This window comes from Janthinobacterium glycogeni (assembly GCF_051380725.1).
Lineage (GTDB): Bacteria > Pseudomonadota > Gammaproteobacteria > Burkholderiales > Burkholderiaceae_D > Janthinobacterium.
This window is the reverse complement of record NZ_JBNYXP010000001.1, coordinates 594,874-610,845: the sequence shown is the minus strand read 5'-3', so window position 1 is coordinate 610,845 and position 15,972 is coordinate 594,874. Positions and strand designations below refer to the sequence as shown.

Annotated in this window: 12 protein-coding genes; all 12 read left to right on the top strand. The window is 63.5% G+C overall.

Annotated features, from left to right (window positions below):
• Positions 1-82 precede the first annotated feature (82 nt).
• The 12 genes from ACQ4W4_RS02865 (at position 83) to surE (ending at position 15,967) form a co-directional block, all read left to right on the top strand.
• The gene (locus ACQ4W4_RS02865) at positions 83-1,057 is read left to right on the top strand and encodes a LysR family transcriptional regulator (RefSeq protein WP_436540699.1); all 975 of its coding nucleotides are present in this window, start codon (positions 83-85) and stop codon (positions 1,055-1,057) included.
• 257 nt (positions 1,058-1,314) lie between these two features.
• Positions 1,315-4,167 (top strand): 2-oxoglutarate dehydrogenase E1 component, encoded by a 2,853-nt coding sequence (locus ACQ4W4_RS02860; protein WP_326458842.1) that lies wholly within the window; start codon positions 1,315-1,317, stop codon positions 4,165-4,167.
• Positions 4,168-4,284: 117 nt separating this feature from the next.
• Positions 4,285-5,541: a 2-oxoglutarate dehydrogenase complex dihydrolipoyllysine-residue succinyltransferase gene (odhB, locus tag ACQ4W4_RS02855; RefSeq protein WP_436540698.1), complete on the top strand. Its 1,257-nt coding sequence runs from the start codon at positions 4,285-4,287 to the stop codon at positions 5,539-5,541.
• Positions 5,542-5,635: 94 nt separating this feature from the next.
• The gene (locus ACQ4W4_RS02850; protein ID WP_436540697.1) at positions 5,636-6,019 is read left to right on the top strand and encodes a PspC domain-containing protein; all 384 of its coding nucleotides are present in this window, start codon (positions 5,636-5,638) and stop codon (positions 6,017-6,019) included.
• A complete protein-coding gene (gene lpdA / locus ACQ4W4_RS02845; RefSeq protein WP_035820749.1) occupies positions 6,009-7,439 on the top strand; it encodes a dihydrolipoyl dehydrogenase in 1,431 nt (476 codons plus the stop codon). Before ACQ4W4_RS02850 ends, lpdA begins: the two co-directional genes overlap by 11 nt.
• 70 nt (positions 7,440-7,509) lie before the next feature.
• The gene (zapE, locus tag ACQ4W4_RS02840; protein ID WP_436540696.1) at positions 7,510-8,607 is read left to right on the top strand and encodes a cell division protein ZapE; all 1,098 of its coding nucleotides are present in this window, start codon (positions 7,510-7,512) and stop codon (positions 8,605-8,607) included.
• A 19-nt stretch (positions 8,608-8,626) separates the two neighbouring features.
• Entirely contained in the window at positions 8,627-9,343 is a 717-nt protein-coding gene (locus ACQ4W4_RS02835; RefSeq protein WP_436540695.1) for a hypothetical protein, read from the top strand.
• A 133-nt stretch (positions 9,344-9,476) separates the two neighbouring features.
• Complete coding sequence (locus ACQ4W4_RS02830; RefSeq protein ID WP_034752051.1) at positions 9,477-9,677, top strand: YdcH family protein; 201 nt, start codon at positions 9,477-9,479, stop codon at positions 9,675-9,677.
• A 94-nt stretch (positions 9,678-9,771) separates the two neighbouring features.
• Complete coding sequence (yoaA, locus tag ACQ4W4_RS02825) at positions 9,772-11,775, top strand: DNA repair helicase YoaA (protein ID WP_436541113.1); 2,004 nt, start codon at positions 9,772-9,774, stop codon at positions 11,773-11,775.
• Positions 11,776-12,045: 270 nt separating this feature from the next.
• The gene (locus tag ACQ4W4_RS02820; RefSeq protein WP_436540694.1) at positions 12,046-12,651 is read left to right on the top strand and encodes a toll/interleukin-1 receptor domain-containing protein; all 606 of its coding nucleotides are present in this window, start codon (positions 12,046-12,048) and stop codon (positions 12,649-12,651) included.
• A 19-nt stretch (positions 12,652-12,670) separates the two neighbouring features.
• Positions 12,671-15,136 (top strand): tetratricopeptide repeat protein, encoded by a 2,466-nt coding sequence (locus ACQ4W4_RS02815; protein ID WP_436540693.1) that lies wholly within the window; start codon positions 12,671-12,673, stop codon positions 15,134-15,136.
• A 93-nt stretch (positions 15,137-15,229) separates the two neighbouring features.
• On the top strand, positions 15,230-15,967 hold the full coding sequence (gene surE / locus ACQ4W4_RS02810) for a 5'/3'-nucleotidase SurE (protein WP_070290596.1): 738 nt from the start codon (positions 15,230-15,232) through the stop codon (positions 15,965-15,967).
• Positions 15,968-15,972 lie beyond the last annotated feature (5 nt).

Below are 15,972 nucleotides of genomic sequence, written 5' to 3'. Positions count from 1 at the left end.
ATTATCCTTTCGACCAGGCGCGACAAATAGGGTAGATTGCAATACTTAGTTGCATGGATCGGATGAATCAAGGGAGTAGCGCATGGACCGTATCACCGCCGCACAAGTATTCGTCGCCATCGCCGAGCGGGGCAGCATGGTGGCCGCCAGCGAGGCGCTCGACATGTCGCGCGCCATGGTGACGCGCTACCTGGCCGAGATGGAAGAGTGGGCGGACGCGCGCCTGTTGCATCGCACCACGCGCCGGCTGAGCCTGACGGACGCGGGCGAGGCCACCCTGGCGCGCTGCCGGCAGATGCTGGAAGTGGCCGGCGCCATGGCCGTCACCTCGCCCGAGGGCCTCGACACGCCGCACGGCCTGCTGCGCATCACCTGCTCGCAATCGCTGGCGCAGACGGCGCTCGCCGGCGCAGTAACCGCTTACCTGCGGCGCTACCCGCGCGCCGCCGTCGACCTGCAGATGGAGAACCGCGCCGTCAACCTGGTGGAACAGCGCATCGACCTGGCGATCCGCATCACGAATGCGCTCGAGCCTAACCTGATCGCGCGCCAGCTGGCCAGCTGCGCGTCGGTGGTGTGCGCCGCACCATCGTACCTGGCGGCGCACGGCACGCCGCGCCGGGCGCAGGACCTGGCCCTGCACAACTGTCTGACCTATACGTATTTCGGCAAGAGCCTGTGGCAGTTCACGCATGACGGGGAAGCGCTCACTGTACCCGTCAGCGGCCGTTTGTCGGCGAATGAGTCGCTGGTCCTGCTGGTGGCCACGGTGGCGGGGGCGGGCATCGCCATGCAGCCGCGCTACTCGGCCGCGCCGCTGATCGCCAGCGGGCAGCTGGTGGAACTGCTGCCCGCTTACGTGCCGCAGGATATGGGCATCTACGGCGTCTACACCTCGCGCCAGCACATGTCGCCGCTGCTGCGCACCATGCTCGACTTCCTGGTGCAGTGGTTTGCCAGCGATCCCGATTGGCTGGCGGCCATCGCGGCGGGGCCGTTGCCGGGCAGACCAGTCGGGCGCAAGCGGCACGCCGGCAGGGCCGCCGATGTGCCGTAAGCACAACAGTGACAGGCTTGCAAGCCCGGGAAAATCAACAACACAGCTTACATTTGCTTGCCAAATAAAATTCAACTTGCAGTTGTTGCGTTACAATACCGCGTGCTATTCTAAATGACGGTATGCAGAATGCTGGTGCAATAAAAAAGCCCTTCCCCACAACTTGATGTGCAATCCGCTAACCGGTCAGGCCGTGTCGCGGAAGGTTAGATTAACCCGCTAATTCCTCGCGAAGCGCGAAGAAAGGTGAGCAATATATGCAGCAATTAACGACCAACTCCTACCTGTTCGGTGGGAATGCTCCGTACGTGGAAGACCTGTACGAGGCGTATCTGAACAATCCAGGCTCGGTACCCGATAACTGGCGTTCCTACTTCGACGCAATGCAGCACGTGCCTGCCGTCGATGGCACCAACAAGCCTGACGTGGCGCATGCCTCCGTCGTCGCCTCGTTCGCCGAGCGCGCAAAAGCAGGTCCGATCCGCACAGTGACCGCTTCCTTCGATGCTGAAATGGGCCGCAAGCGCGTCGCCGCCACGCAGCTGATCGCCGCCTACCGCTACCTCGGTTCGCACTGGGCCAACCTGGATCCGCTGCAACGCCAGGAACGTCCGATGATCCCTGAGCTCGAGCCGAGCTTCTACGGTTTCACCGATGCGGACATGGACACCGTGTTCAACATCAGCAATACCTATTTTGGCCCCGAGACCGCCACCCTGCGCGACCTGCTCAACTATCTGCGCGATACCTACACGCGTTCGATCGGCGCCGAATTCATGTACATCTCCGATCCGGCCGAAAAGCGCTGGCTGCAAGAGAAACTGGAATCGATCCGCTCCACCCCGAATTTCACCCCAGAGAAAAAAATCCACATCCTCGACCGCCTCACCGCGGCTGAAGGCCTGGAACGCTATCTGCACACCCGCTACGTGGGCCAGAAGCGCTTCTCCCTGGAAGGCGGCGAAACCTTCATCGCCTCGATGGATGAGACCATCCAGCGCGCCGGCGAAAAAGGCGTGCAGGAAATCGTCATCGGCATGGCCCACCGCGGCCGCCTGAACGTGCTGGTGAACACCCTGGGCAAGGCGCCGCAGGAGCTGTTCGAAGAATTCGAAGGCAAGCATGGCGACGACCTGCCTGCCGGCGACGTGAAATACCACCAAGGCTTCTCGTCGGACATCTCCACCGCAGGCGGCCCGGTCCACCTGTCGCTGGCGTTCAACCCGTCGCACCTGGAAATCGTCAACCCTGTGGTCGAAGGTTCCGTCAAGGCCCGCATGGACCGCCGCGGCGACGCGCAGGGCGCGCAAGTGCTGCCTATCCTGGTGCACGGCGACGCCGCTTTCGCCGGCCAGGGCGTGGTCATGGAAACGCTGAATCTGGCGCAAACCCGCGGCTACCATACCGGCGGCACGGTGCATATCGTGATCAACAACCAGATCGGTTTCACCACCTCGGATCCGCGCGACGCACGCTCGACCCTGTACTGCTCGGACGTCGTCAAGATGATCGAAGCACCTGTCCTGCACATCAACGCCGATGATCCGGAAGCCGTGGTGCTGGCGACGCAGATCGCGCTCGACTACCGCATGGAATTCAAGAAGGACATCGTCCTCGACATCATCTGCTACCGCAAGCTTGGCCACAACGAGCAAGATACGCCGGCGCTGACGCAGCCGCTGATGTACAAGAAGATCGGCCAGCATCCGGGCACCCGCAAGCTGTACGCGGACAAGCTGGTAGCGCAAGGCGTGATCCCTGCCGATGGCGGCGACAAGATGGTGGCCGCCTTCCGCGACGCCATGGACGCCGGCAAGCACACCGTCGATCCTGTCATCTCGAACTTCAAGAACAAGTACGCCGTTGACTGGCTGCCGTTCCTGAACAAGAAATGGACCGATTCGGCCGACACCGCCGTGCCGATGACGGAACTGAAGCGCCTGGCCACCCGTATCACCACCGTGCCGGAAGACTTCAAGGTCCACTCGCTGGTGGAAAAAGTCTTGGGCGACCGCGCCACCATGGGCCGCGGCGAAATGAACCTGGACTGGGGCATGGGCGAACACCTGGCCTACGCCTCGCTGGTATCGTCCGGCTACGCCATCCGCCTGACGGGCCAGGACGCCGGCCGCGGCACCTTCGTGCACCGCCACGCCGTCTTGCATGACCAGAACCGCGAGCGTTGGGATGCAGGTACCTACATTCCGCTGCAAAACGTGTCGGACAACCAGGCACCGTTCACCGTCATCGACTCGGTGCTGTCCGAAGAAGCCGTACTGGCCTTCGAATACGGCTACTCGACCGCTGAACCGAACACGCTGACGATCTGGGAAGCCCAGTTCGGCGACTTCGCCAACGGCGCGCAAGTGGTGATCGACCAGTTCATCAGCTCCGGCGAAGTGAAGTGGGGCCGCGCTTCGGGCCTGGTCATGATGCTGCCGCACGGTTACGAAGGCCAGGGTCCTGAGCACTCGTCCGCGCGTCCCGAGCGTTTCCTGCAGCTGTGCGCAGACAACAACATGCAAGTGGTGCAGCCGACGACGGCTTCGCAGATCTTCCATTTGCTGCGCCGTCAGATGGTGCGCCAGTTCCGCAAGCCGCTGGTCATCCTGACGCCGAAGTCGCTGTTGCGCAACAAGGATGCCGGTTCGCCGCTGACCGACCTGGCCAAGGGCGGTTTCCAGACCGTCATCGGCGAAGTCGACGACAAAATCGACGTCAAGAAGGTCAAGCGCGTCATCGCCTGCTCGGGCAAGGTCTACTACGACCTGGTCAACGCACGCAAGACCCGCGGCCAGACCGACACGGCCATCGTGCGCCTGGAACAGCTGTATCCGTTCCCGCACAAGTCGTTCGCTGCCGAACTGAAGAAGTTCCCGAACCTGGTCGAAGTCGTCTGGGCGCAGGACGAGCCGCAAAACCAGGGCGCCTGGTTCCAGATCCAGCACAACATCTTCGAAGGCCTGGAATCGGGTCAGCGTCTGGCCTACGCCGGCCGTCCTGCTTCGGCGTCGCCTGCTGTCGGTTACTATGACAAGCACTACGCCCAGCAAAAAGACCTGCTGGAAACGGCATTCTCGAAGCTGAAGGGTTTTATCCTGACCAAGTAAGTGGCTGGATGAGAGGCGCCATGCGTATGCATGGCGCCTGCTCGCATACATCATGACGGAGCGCCGCCCTTGCTACGCAGGGGCGGCGCCGCAATAACAAAATAAACGGAGTTTTACATGGCACAAATCGAAGTCAAAGTTCCCCAGTTGTCGGAATCGGTCGCGGAAGCGACCCTGCTGGCATGGCACAAGAAAGTCGGCGAAGCAGTTGCGCGCGACGAAAACATGATCGATATCGAAACCGATAAAGTCGTGCTGGAACTGCCTGCGCCTGCCGCTGGCGTGATCGTGCAGATCATCAAGGATAACGGCGCCACCGTCGTTGCCGGCGAAGTCATCGCCATCATCGACACCGACGGCTCGGCCAAGGTCAGCCCAATGGAAGTATCGGCCGTTGCCGCGCCAGCCCTGGCCGCCGCCGCGCAAGACGCCGCTACCGCTTCGGCGCCAGCCGCTGCGTCCAAAGGCGATGTCGCCATGCCTGCCGCCGCCAAGATCCTGTCCGAAAAAGGCCTGTCCGCCGGCGACGTCGCCGGTTCGGGTAAGGACGGCCGCGTGACCAAGGGCGACGCCCTGGCCGCTTCCGCCAAGCCAGCTGTCGCGCCGCTGGCGCCAGCCGCTGCCAAGCCGGCGCTGCAACAAGTTGCCACGCCGTCGGCCGCCAACCTGGGCGACCGCCCTGAAGAGCGCGTGCCGATGAGCCGCCTGCGCGCACGTATCGCCGAGCGCCTGCTGCAATCGCAATCGACGAACGCCATCCTGACCACGTTCAATGAAGTGAACATGCAGCCGGTCATCGACCTGCGCAACAAGTACAAGGACAAGTTCGAGAAAGAGCACGGCGTCAAGCTCGGCTTCATGTCCTTCTTCGTCAAGGCCGCCGTCGCCGCCCTGAAAAAGTACCCGATCATCAATGCCTCCGTTGACGGCAACGACATCGTCTACCACGGCTACTTCGACATCGGTATCGCTGTCGGTTCGCCGCGCGGCCTGGTCGTGCCTATCATCCGCAACGCGGACCAGCTGTCGATCGCCGACATCGAGAAAAAAATCGGTGAATTCGGCGCGAAAGCCAAGGAAGGCAAGCTGACCCTGGACGACCTGACGGGCGGCACGTTCTCGATCTCGAACGGCGGCACCTTCGGCTCCATGCTGTCGACCCCGATCATCAACCCGCCGCAATCGGCCATCCTGGGCGTGCACGCGACCAAGGACCGCGCCGTTGTCGAAAACGGCCAGATCGTGGTGCGTCCGATGAACTACCTGGCCATGTCCTACGACCACCGCATCATCGATGGCCGCGAAGCCGTCCTGGGCCTGGTGGCGATGAAAGAAGCGCTGGAAGATCCTGCACGCCTGCTGCTGGACCTGTAAGCACTGTAGTCCCCCGGCGTCGCCGCCGGGGCAATGTAGCTGATACCCCTTGCCAGAAGACGCAGCTGGCTGATCTCAATGAAAGAGGATTCCTATGAACATCTCTGAAGAAATCAAGCGTCTGCACGAGTTGCACCTGGCGGGCGCCCTGAGCGACGCGGAATTCGCGCAAGCGAAAGCCAAGCTCCTGAGCAATATCAACCTGGACAAGCCGGACAGCACGTCCGGCGCCGGTGCCGCTGCCGGCCCGGCGAACGACCTGGTGCAGGAATTCAACCGCCTGCGCCGTTCGCGCAACGACCGCTGGCTCGGCGGCGTCTGTGGCGGCCTGGGACGCGCTTCCGGCATGGAAGCGTGGATCTGGCGCCTCGTCTTCGTCCTGTTTACATTGACCTTCGGCTTCGGCGTGGTGATTTACCTTCTATTGTGGATTTTCGTACCAGACGAAGAGATTGGAATAACAAAACATGAGTACTAAACAATTTGACGTAGTTGTCATCGGTGCGGGCCCTGGCGGCTACATCGCCGCCATCCGCGCAGCGCAGCTGGGCTTTTCCGTCGCTTGCGTCGACGAGTGGTCGAACGCCAAGGGCGGCGCCGCTCCTGGCGGTACCTGCACCAACGTCGGCTGCATCCCGTCGAAAGCGCTGCTGCAATCGTCCGAGCATTTTGAACACGCGGGCCACAGCTTCGCCGAGCACGGCATCGACGTCGCCGGCCTGAAGCTGAACCTGGGCCAGATGCTCAAGCGCAAGGACACCGTCGTCAAGCAAAACAACGATGGCATCCTGTACCTGTTCAAGAAGAACAAGATCGCCTTCTTCCACGGCCGCGCCGCTTTCGCTGCCGCCGCCGCTGGCGCGTATGAGATCAGCGTGACGGGCGAAGCCAACGAAACCCTGAGCGCCAAGCACGTGGTCATCGCCACGGGTTCGAACGCGCGCGAACTGCCGGGCGCACCATTCGACGAGAAACTGATCCTGTCGAACACGGGCGCACTGGCCATCGACGCCGTACCCGCCAAGCTGGGCGTCATCGGCGCCGGCGTGATCGGCCTGGAAATGGGCAGCGTCTGGCGCCGCCTGGGTTCCGACGTCACCGTGCTGGAAGGCCTGCCGGTCTTCCTGGGCGCCGTCGACGAGCAGATCGCCAAGGAAGCGTCGAAGTTGTTCACCAAGCAAGGCTTGAAGATCAACCTCGGTTGCAAGATCGGCGCGATCACGCCAGGCAAGAAAGACGTCACCGTGGAATTCGTGGACGCCAAGGGCGAAGCGCAAAAAGCCGTGTTCGACAAGCTGATCATCTCGATCGGCCGCACGCCGAACACGAACGGCCTGGGCGCTGACAAGGTCGGCCTGCAGCTGGACGAGCGCGGCTTCATCGCCGTCGACGGCGACTGCAAGACCAACCTGCCGAACGTATGGGCGGTGGGCGATGTCGTGCGCGGTCCGATGCTGGCGCACAAGGCCGAAGAAGAAGGCGTTGCCGTGGCCGAGCGTATCGCCGGCCAGCATGGCCACACCAACTTCAACACGATTCCTTGGGTGATCTACACCTCGCCGGAAATCGCGTGGGTCGGCAAGACCGAGCAAACCCTGAAGGCGGAAGGCATCGCCTACAAGGCCGGCACCTTCCCGTTCATGGCCAACGGCCGTGCGCGCGCGCTGGGCGACACCTCGGGCATGGTGAAATTCCTGGCCGATGCGACGACCGATGAAATCCTCGGCGTGCACATCGTCGGTCCGATGGCGTCCGAACTGATTTCCGAAGCCGTCGTGGCGATGGAATTCAAGGCCTCGGCCGAAGACATCGCGCGCATCTGCCACGCTCACCCATCGCTGTCCGAAGCGACCAAGGAAGCGGCACTGGCTGTTGACAAGCGTACGTTGAACTTTTAATTGTAGTTAGTCCAGCAGGGGCGCTCGCGGATTTTTTCCGCCGGCGCCCTTGTGCGTTAAAGCGAATTCCATGAACGTAGAAGAGTTTTACCAGCACGCGTTGCAGAAGCGTGATTTCAAGGCCGATGCCGCCCAGCGGCGCGCGGTCGACCGCCTGCAGCTGTGCTATGACGAGTGGGTGGCCTACAAGGGCCAGCGCTCGAGCACCTTCAAGCGCCTGCTGAACCGTCCCGCCGTGCCGAAAGGCGTGTACATGTGGGGTGGGGTGGGGCGCGGCAAATCGTTCCTGATGGACAGTTTTTACTCGGTCGTGCCCCTGGTGCGCAAGACGCGCCTGCACTTCCACGAATTCATGCGCGGCGTGCACCAGCAGCTCGATGAATTGAAAGGCGTGGCCGACCCGCTCGACGAGGTGGCCAAGCGCATCGCCAAGAAGTACCGCCTCATCTGTTTCGATGAATTCCACGTCTCGGACATCGCCGACGCGATGATCCTGTACAACCTGCTGTCGGCCCTGTTCGCCAATGGCGTGTCCTTCATCATGACCTCGAATTACGATCCGGACCTGCTGTATCCGGACGGCCTGCACCGCGACCGCATGCTGCCCACCATCGCGCTGCTCAAGGACAAGCTCGACGTGATCAACGTCGACGCCGGCGTCGATTACCGCGGCCGCGCGCTGGAACAGGTGGAGAGTTACTACACGCCGCTGGGCGCGGACACGGACAAGGCCCTGCGCGACGCCTACACGCGCATCGCCGAGACGGCCGACGAAGATGCGCGCATCCGCATCGAGAGCCGCGAAATCCACTGCCTGCGCCGTGCCGGCGGCATCATCTGGTTCGATTTCGCCACCTTGTGCGGCGGACCCCGCTCGCAAAATGATTACCTGGAAATCGCCAGCCGCTTCCATACGGTGATATTGTCCGGCATACCGGCCATGTCGGCGGCGCAGTCGTCCGAGGCGCGCCGCTTCACCTGGCTGATCGACGTGTTTTACGACCAGAAGGTCAAGCTGATCATGTCGGCCGAAGTGCCGCCTGAGGAGCTGTACACGAACGGCATGCTGGCCAACGAGTTTCACCGCACCGTTTCGCGTATCATCGAGATGCAATCGCGCGAATACATGGAAAAAGAACAGCGCGGCGCGGCCGACGCGATCGTTTGAGGCAGGGATAAGGAACATGATGGCAAATACACTATACAAGCTGGGTGCGGTGCTGGGCCTGGTTCTGGGCTTGTCTGCCTGCGCGCACCAGGGGGCTGCGGCATTGGATGAGGTCGGCGCCCCGCAGGTGCCCGCGACCCTGTCCGTGGAGGAGGCGGACGCCAAGCTGAAGCAGTCGGCCAGCGAGCGCGAGGCGGCGGAAAACGAGTTTGCCGCGCGCGAACTCGAGTGCTATAGCAAGTTTTTCGTCAATAATTGCCTCGACAAGGCCAAGGAAAAGCGCCGCCTGATCCTCGTGCGCCTTCGCGCCATCGACGCGGAAGCGAATTATTTCAAGCGCGCCGAGTCCGTGCGCCTGCGCGATATCGACCTGGCCCGGACGCAGGAAAGTGCGCGCCTCGATGCCGAGCAGCGGGCCGCGGCCGTGCCCAAGCCCGTGAAAGTGGTCACGCCCGATCCGGCGCCGCCCAAGCCGCAAGGCAAGAGCGTTGCCGAGCGCGAGGCCGAGCAAGCGGCGAAAGTGGCGAAACAAGCCGCCGACGATGCCGCCGAGGCGCCGCGCCGCGCCGCCCGCGAAGCAGCCTATGCGAAAAAACAGGCTGACGCCGCGGCGCGCCAGAAACGCGTGGCCCAGCGCCTGGCCGAGCGCCAGGCCGAAGCCGATGCCAAGGCCGCCAAGGCGGCGGCCGCTGCAGGCACGCCGGCTGCTGCCGTGCCTGTGCCGCCGGTCAAATAACTGCGCCGCGCAGGGGCACGCCGGAAATGGCGTGCCCTAACGCGCGCGGCAGGTTAAACTATGCGCTATGGCTGCCTGCGCGCGCCGCGCCGGTTTCCCAACACTGTTACCAACACTGCCTGGAACGCAACACATGAGCGATGCACAGCAAATAGAGCGGCGCCTGATTGAACTCAACGTGGAGCACCGAGACCTCGATGCCGTCATCGAGTTGCTGATACTCGATGGCCACCATGATGAGCTGCAGCTGCGCCGCCTGAAAAAGCGCAAATTGCAATTGAAGGATCACATCACCTTGCTGAAAATGCAGTTGGTGCCCGACGTTCCCGCCTGAGGGGCGCCAGTAGCGTCCAGTCCAGCCTTCACTTAAGTATATTTTGACCGATCACAATTTATTGCCAGTAAACCCGGATGGCCAGCCGACCGATCTGCAGACCAGTCCGCCGGCCGAGCCACAGGCGGCGCCTGGCAAGCACGATGCCGACATCGAGCGCCTGTTTGGCGCCGGCGGCCCGCTCGGTCCGGCCGTGGGCAGCTACAAGCCGCGCCGTTCGCAAACGGACATGGCGAAAGCCATCGCCAGCGCCATCGACAGCCAGACGACCCTGATCGCCGAGGCGGGCACGGGCACCGGCAAGACCTTTGCCTACCTGGTGCCGGCCCTGATGTGGGGCGGCAAGACTATTGTTTCCACCGGCACGAAGAACTTGCAGGATCAATTGTTCTTGCGCGATATCCCCACCGTGCGCGCCGCGCTGCAGGCGCCCGTCTCCGTGGCCCTGCTGAAAGGCCGCTCAAATTACGTCTGCCACTATCACCTGGAACGCACCCTGCAGAACGGGCGCATGACCTCGCGCGACGACGTGGGCCATCTGCGCGAAATTTCGCGCTTCATCAAGATGACGAGCTCCGGCGACAAGGCCGAACTGACCAAGGTGCCGGAAAACGCCATGATCTGGAACCTGGTGACGTCCACGCGCGACACCTGCATGGGCGCCGAGTGCCAGTATTACCAGGATTGCTTCGTCATGAAGGCCCGCAAGGAAGCCCAGCAGGCTGATGTGGTGGTGGTCAACCACCATTTGTTTTTTGCCGACGTGGCACTGAAAGACACGGGGGTGGCCGAATTGCTGCCTTCGGCCAATACCATCATCTTCGATGAGGCGCACCAGCTGCCCGATACGGCAACCTTGTTCTTCGGTAACACGGTGTCGACCTCGCAAATCCTGGAACTGTGCCGCGACGTGCTGGCCGAGGGGCTCGCGCACGCGCGCGGCATCGACTGGGCCAAGACCGTGACGGTAGTGGAAAAGGCGGCGCGCGACCTGCGCTTGACCTTCCCGCAGGATATCGTGCGCCTGTCCCTGCCGCAGATCGCCCCGTCGAGCGACTTTTTCCCCGCGCTCGACACTCTCAAGGATGAGCTTGACGGCATGGTGGCCGTGCTGGAAACCCAGGCGGAACGGGCGGAGACGCTGGAGCAGTGCCGCGTGCGCGGCGTCGAGCTGGCGCAGCAGCTGAGCGGCTGGAAGTTCGATCCGAAGGCAAAAGTGGCGGCCGGCGAAGAAGCCGTGTTCTGGGTGGAAGCGTTTTCCAGCTCTTTGCAGTTGCACAAAACGCCATTATCGATCGCGCCGATCTTCAACAACCAGCGCGAAGGCACGCCGCGCAGCTGGATATTCACGTCGGCCACCCTGGCAGTGAAGAACGATTTCAAGCATTTTTCCGAACAGATGGGCTTGACGGGCGAACCGTCGCATACGTGGCCGAGTCCGTTCGACTATGGGCAGCAAGGCTTGCTGTTCGTGCCGCAAAACCTGCCGCAACCGAACTCGCTGGGCTACACGGACGCCGTCATCGACTGCGCCTTGCCCATCATCGAGGCGGCGGGCGGGCGCACCTTCTTCCTGTGCACTACCTTGCGCGCCGTCAAGCGGGCCGCTGAGCGTCTGGCCGACGAATTCAGGCAGCGCGGCCTGAACTTCCCCCTGTTCGTGCAGGGAGAAAAGGGCCGCACGGAATTGCTCGACCAGTTCCGCGCCGCCGGCAATGGCGTGCTGATCGGCAGCCAGAGCTTCTGGGAGGGCGTCGACGTGCGCGGCGATGCCTTGTCCCTGGTGATCATCGACAAGCTGCCGTTCGCGCCGCCGGACGACCCGGTGCTGGCCGCGCGCATCGAAGTGATGGAAAAGCAGGGCAAGAACGGTTTCATGCACCACTCGTTGCCGGAAGCCATCATCAACCTGAAGCAGGGCGCGGGCCGGCTGATCCGCGACGAGGGCGACCGGGGCGTGCTGATGATTTGCGATCCGCGCCTCATCTCCAAGCCGTACGGCAAGCGCATCTGGCAAAGCCTGCCGCCGTTCAAGCGCACGCGCGACACAAACGAAGTGGTGGAGTTCTTCCGCAACCTGCCCGCCAAGGGCGCCTAGCCTTGCTTGCCGGCGCCATCCGCGCGTCGGCTTATTTCCCTTTGTTATCAAGCGAGTAGGCTTTTTCGCGCGCTGCGCGCCTGCGCGCCCGACATGCCAGAAAGCGGCGCGATCTCGCCATTTTCTGGCATTGTGAAACATGTCCAGGACGCCAGACACATCTTTGTGCCAGCGCAAACAGTCTTGTTGCCGAGCAGTCTACAGTGAGCTCATGCCTTGCAGGATGAAGGCGCGGCGATGGCAGGGCCGCACGGGGAACAGGGGGATGCCATGGAGATCCGCTACGGCTGTTTCTTGAGTTATGCACACGGCCAATATGCGTTCATGAACAAGTTCAAGAATGACCTCATCGAGGCGCTGGCGTGCTATCTGGAGCCGCACCTGGACCGGGAGGAAGTCCTGTTCATCGACAGCGAGCAACTGGGCGGCGGCGACGATATCGACCAGCGCGTGGCGCGCGCCATGTGCCAGAGCGTCTGCATGATCGTGCTGTACACGCCAAAATATGAAGCGCACGGTTACACGCGGCGCGAATTTGCCGCCATGCAACTGATCGAACAGGAGCGCCGCGCCTGGTATGAGCTGCCCAGCCACCTGATCATCCCCATCATCATGACGCGCCATCCGGATGGCTTGCCGCCGCAAATCACGGAGTCGGGTCTGTACGTCGATTTTTCCGGCTACACGCTGGCCAGCGGCGACCTGAAATCGAATCCGCAATACCTGCCCGACATCGAACGCATCGTGCAGCGCATCGCCACGCATTACCACTTGCTCAAGCGGTCAACACCGCCCGGCCACGATTGCAGCCGTTTCGTGTTGCCCGCTATTCCACCGGAATGGCGCGCCATTCCGCCTCCCCACTTTCCACGTTAATCACGTAAAAGGTCCCGTCATGGAATGCCAACGCCTCTCCCTGCCGCCTTTGAGCGCCCCTGGCGAAGTCGTCACCTTCTATTCCTACAAGGGCGGCACCGGCCGCACCATGGCCCTGTCGAACATCGCCGTCCTGCTGGCGCGCCGTGAAAACGCCAGCGTGCCCGTGCTGATGCTGGACTGGGACATGGAAGCGCCGGGCCTGCACCATTATTTCGAGCAGCACGAGGAGCGGCCCGGCGTGCTCGAGTTCTTCGAGGCGTGCCGCCAGCAGATCGAGCGCATCAGCCTGGAAACGGTGGGCGGGCGCGCCGGCGGACAGGGTGCCGGCCGCGAGGATGCGGCGTTGGCCCAGCGCGTGCTCGACGCCATCGACTGGCAGCAGTACGTGGTGCGCGTCGACCAGGGCAGTCCGCTGTACCTGATGCGCGCGGGGCGCTTCGACGCCAGCTACAGCGAGCGCCTGGCGCAGATGCGCTGGGATCAGCTGTTCGACAGCTGCCCGGCCCTGTTCCGCTGCTTTGCCGATACCCTGGCCCAGCATTTCCGCTACGTGCTGGTCGATTCGCGCACGGGTCGCACGGACAGTGCCGGCATCTGCACCACCTTGCTGCCGAAAAAGCTGGTGGTGGTCTTCACGCCGAACCGGCAAAGCCTGGAAGGCGTCGACGCGCTCGTCACGCGGGCCATCGAGTACCGGCGCAGTCATGAAGATGAACAGCGCCCGCTGCTCGTGTATCCCTTGCCCTCGCGCATAGAGATGGGCGATGGCGCCCAGCGCGCCGAGTGGCGCCGCGGCGACGCGCACAAGGGCATCGCCGGCTTCCAGCCCATGTTCGAGCGCCTGCTGCGCACGTCCTACGGCTTGCCGCAGATCGCCCTCGACAGCTATTTCGACGAAGTCCAGCTGCAGCAGACGAAAACCTTTGCCTATGGCGAGCAGCTGGCCGTGCGCATCGACCACGGCGGTGACCGCTTTTCCCTCACGCGCACCTTCGAAGCCTTTTTGCACTGGCTGACGGGCGGCTATTTCCCCTGGCAATCGAGCCGCGAAATCGCCTTGCTGGGCGCCATCAGCGAAGCGCGCCAGGCCTTGCAGCAGGAACCTGGCCGCGCCGTGGCCCTGCCGCTGGCGCGCGATCTGGCCCATTTGGGCGAGCTGTACCGCAAGGATGGACGCAGCGCGCAGGCGCTCGACGCCTTCCGCCAGAGCGTCGAAATCCGCGTGCGCCTGCTGGGCGAGGAACATCCCGACAGCCTGGCGTGCAAGAGCGGCATGGCGCGTCTGCTGCGCCATCTGGGCAAGCTCGATGAAGCACGCTTCCTGGAAGAAGACGTGCTCGACGTGCGCGAGCGCGTGCTGGGCAGCGAGCATCCCGACACCCTGGCCGCCCGGGCCTGCCTGGCGCAAACCCTGTTGCTGCAGGGTGAACTGGCGGCGGCGCTGCTGCTGCAGGATACGGTGCTGGCCACCTACGTGCGCCAGCTGGGCGGCGAGCATCCGCTGACCCTGGATGCGATGGATGGCCGCGCCGCCACCTTGCTGCGCATGGGCAGGCTGGCGCAGGCGCAGCAATTGCTGGGCACGGTGGTGGCGGCGCGCGAGCGCCTGTTTGGCGCCGAGCATGGCGACACCTTGCGCAGCAAGCTGGCGCTGGCGCAGGCGCTGGGGCGCGAAGGCGATCTGGAGGGAGCGCGGCGCCTGCTCGCCGCCGTGCTGCAGGTGCAGGAGCGGCGCCTGGGCGGCGACCATGCGGCCACGCTGTCCACGCGCGACATGCTGGCCGATATCGTGGCAGGGCAGGGCGACTGGGCCGGCGCGCGCCAGCTGCACGAAGACCAGGTGGCGGCGCGCGAGCGCACGCGGGGGCTCGACCATCCGGAAACCCTGATGAGCCAGCGCAAGCTGGCCGAGGCGCTGCTGCGGCGCGGCGAACTCGATGCGGCCCGCAGCGTGCAGGAGCAGGTGCTGGAAGTGCATGCGCGCCTGCTGGGCGAAGACCACCTCGATACCTTGCACAGCAAGAAGCAACTGGCTGGCACCCTCCTGCAGCAGGGCGACAGCGAGGCGGCGCGCCTGCTGGAAGACGCTGTGCTCAGCGGCAGCGACCGGCTCTTGAATGCGTCCGTCACCGGGCATGCGGACAGCGTGCTCGACGGTGCGCGGCATTTGCAGGAAACCATCCTGGCCGGCCGCGCCAACGAACAGGATGCGGCCGAGCCGGATACCCTGGCCAGCATGATCTCGATGTTGCAAGGCATGATCGAACGGGAACAGTATGCGCAGGCGGGCGAACTGGCCGAATATTTGAAGTCCTGTCTGCTGCGCCCGGGCGTGCCCGGCAAGCTGCGCAGGCGCGGCATGGCGCAGCTGAAAAGAATGTACAAGTTGCAAGGCGACCTGAACGCCTTGCTGGCCTTGCAGGAGGATGAGGTGCAGGCGCTGGAAGGGGCGCTGTCGGAAGCGCGCATCGAGCAGCGCTGAGCTTGCGCGTCATGTTCGCGCGCGGCACAAAAAATGCAGCCGATCGGCGTGCGGCATGCGCAGTGTGGGCATTGCTTCAGGTAAAATCTCGTTATGAGAATTCTTATCAGTAACGACGACGGTTACCTGGCGCCGGGCCTGGCGGCCCTGGCCGACGCGCTCGCGCCCATTGCCGACATCGTGGTGGTGGCGCCCGACAGCAACCGTTCGGGCGCGTCCAATTCGCTGTCCCTGGACCGGCCCCTGTCCGTGCACAAGGCTGCCAACGGCTTTTATTTTGTCAACGGCACGCCCACCGACTGCGTGCACGTGGCGCTGACGGGCATGCTCATCGAACGCCCCGACCTGGTGGTGTCCGGCATCAACAACGGCCCCAACATGGGCGACGACACCCTGTACTCGGGCACTGTGGCGGCGGCCACGGAAGGCTATCTGTTCGGCATTCCCGCCATCGCCTTTTCCCAGTCGCAGTTCGGCTGGGCCAACCTGGACGCGGCTGCCCGCGTGGCGCGGGAAATCGTCGAGCGCCAGTTCGACGCCCTGCAGAAACCGTATCTGCTGAACGTGAATATCCCCGCCATTCCTTACGAGCAATTGCAAGGCATGGCGGCCACGCGCCTGGGCAAGCGCCATTCGGCCGAACCCGTCATCCGCGCGCTCGACCCCCGTGGCCGTGAAATCTTCTGGATCGGCCCTGCCGGCGCGGCCAAGGAAGGCGGTCCGGGCACGGACTTCCATGCCGTTGAACATGGACAAGTATCGATCACGCCGCTGCAGATCGACCTGACGCATACCACCCAACTCGATGCACTGGCAAAAGGCCTGGCATGACCGCT

What these genes read in the sequence shown, in the direction of transcription:
- ACQ4W4_RS02865 (WP_436540699.1), top strand. Translation starts at nt 83, where the DNA reads ATGGACCGTATCACCGCCGCACAAGTATTCGTCGCCATCGCCGAGCGG.
- zapE (WP_436540696.1), top strand. Translation starts at nt 7,510, where the DNA reads ATGAACGTAGAAGAGTTTTACCAGCACGCGTTGCAGAAGCGTGATTTC.
- ACQ4W4_RS02860 (WP_326458842.1), top strand. Translation starts at nt 1,315, where the DNA reads ATGCAGCAATTAACGACCAACTCCTACCTGTTCGGTGGGAATGCTCCG.
- ACQ4W4_RS02835 (WP_436540695.1), top strand. Translation starts at nt 8,627, where the DNA reads ATGGCAAATACACTATACAAGCTGGGTGCGGTGCTGGGCCTGGTTCTG.
- ACQ4W4_RS02815 (WP_436540693.1), top strand. Translation starts at nt 12,671, where the DNA reads ATGGAATGCCAACGCCTCTCCCTGCCGCCTTTGAGCGCCCCTGGCGAA.
- surE (WP_070290596.1), top strand. Translation starts at nt 15,230, where the DNA reads ATGAGAATTCTTATCAGTAACGACGACGGTTACCTGGCGCCGGGCCTG.
- ACQ4W4_RS02830 (WP_034752051.1), top strand. Translation starts at nt 9,477, where the DNA reads ATGAGCGATGCACAGCAAATAGAGCGGCGCCTGATTGAACTCAACGTG.
- lpdA (WP_035820749.1), top strand. Translation starts at nt 6,009, where the DNA reads ATGAGTACTAAACAATTTGACGTAGTTGTCATCGGTGCGGGCCCTGGC.
- odhB (WP_436540698.1), top strand. Translation starts at nt 4,285, where the DNA reads ATGGCACAAATCGAAGTCAAAGTTCCCCAGTTGTCGGAATCGGTCGCG.
- ACQ4W4_RS02850 (WP_436540697.1), top strand. Translation starts at nt 5,636, where the DNA reads ATGAACATCTCTGAAGAAATCAAGCGTCTGCACGAGTTGCACCTGGCG.
- ACQ4W4_RS02820 (WP_436540694.1), top strand. Translation starts at nt 12,046, where the DNA reads ATGGAGATCCGCTACGGCTGTTTCTTGAGTTATGCACACGGCCAATAT.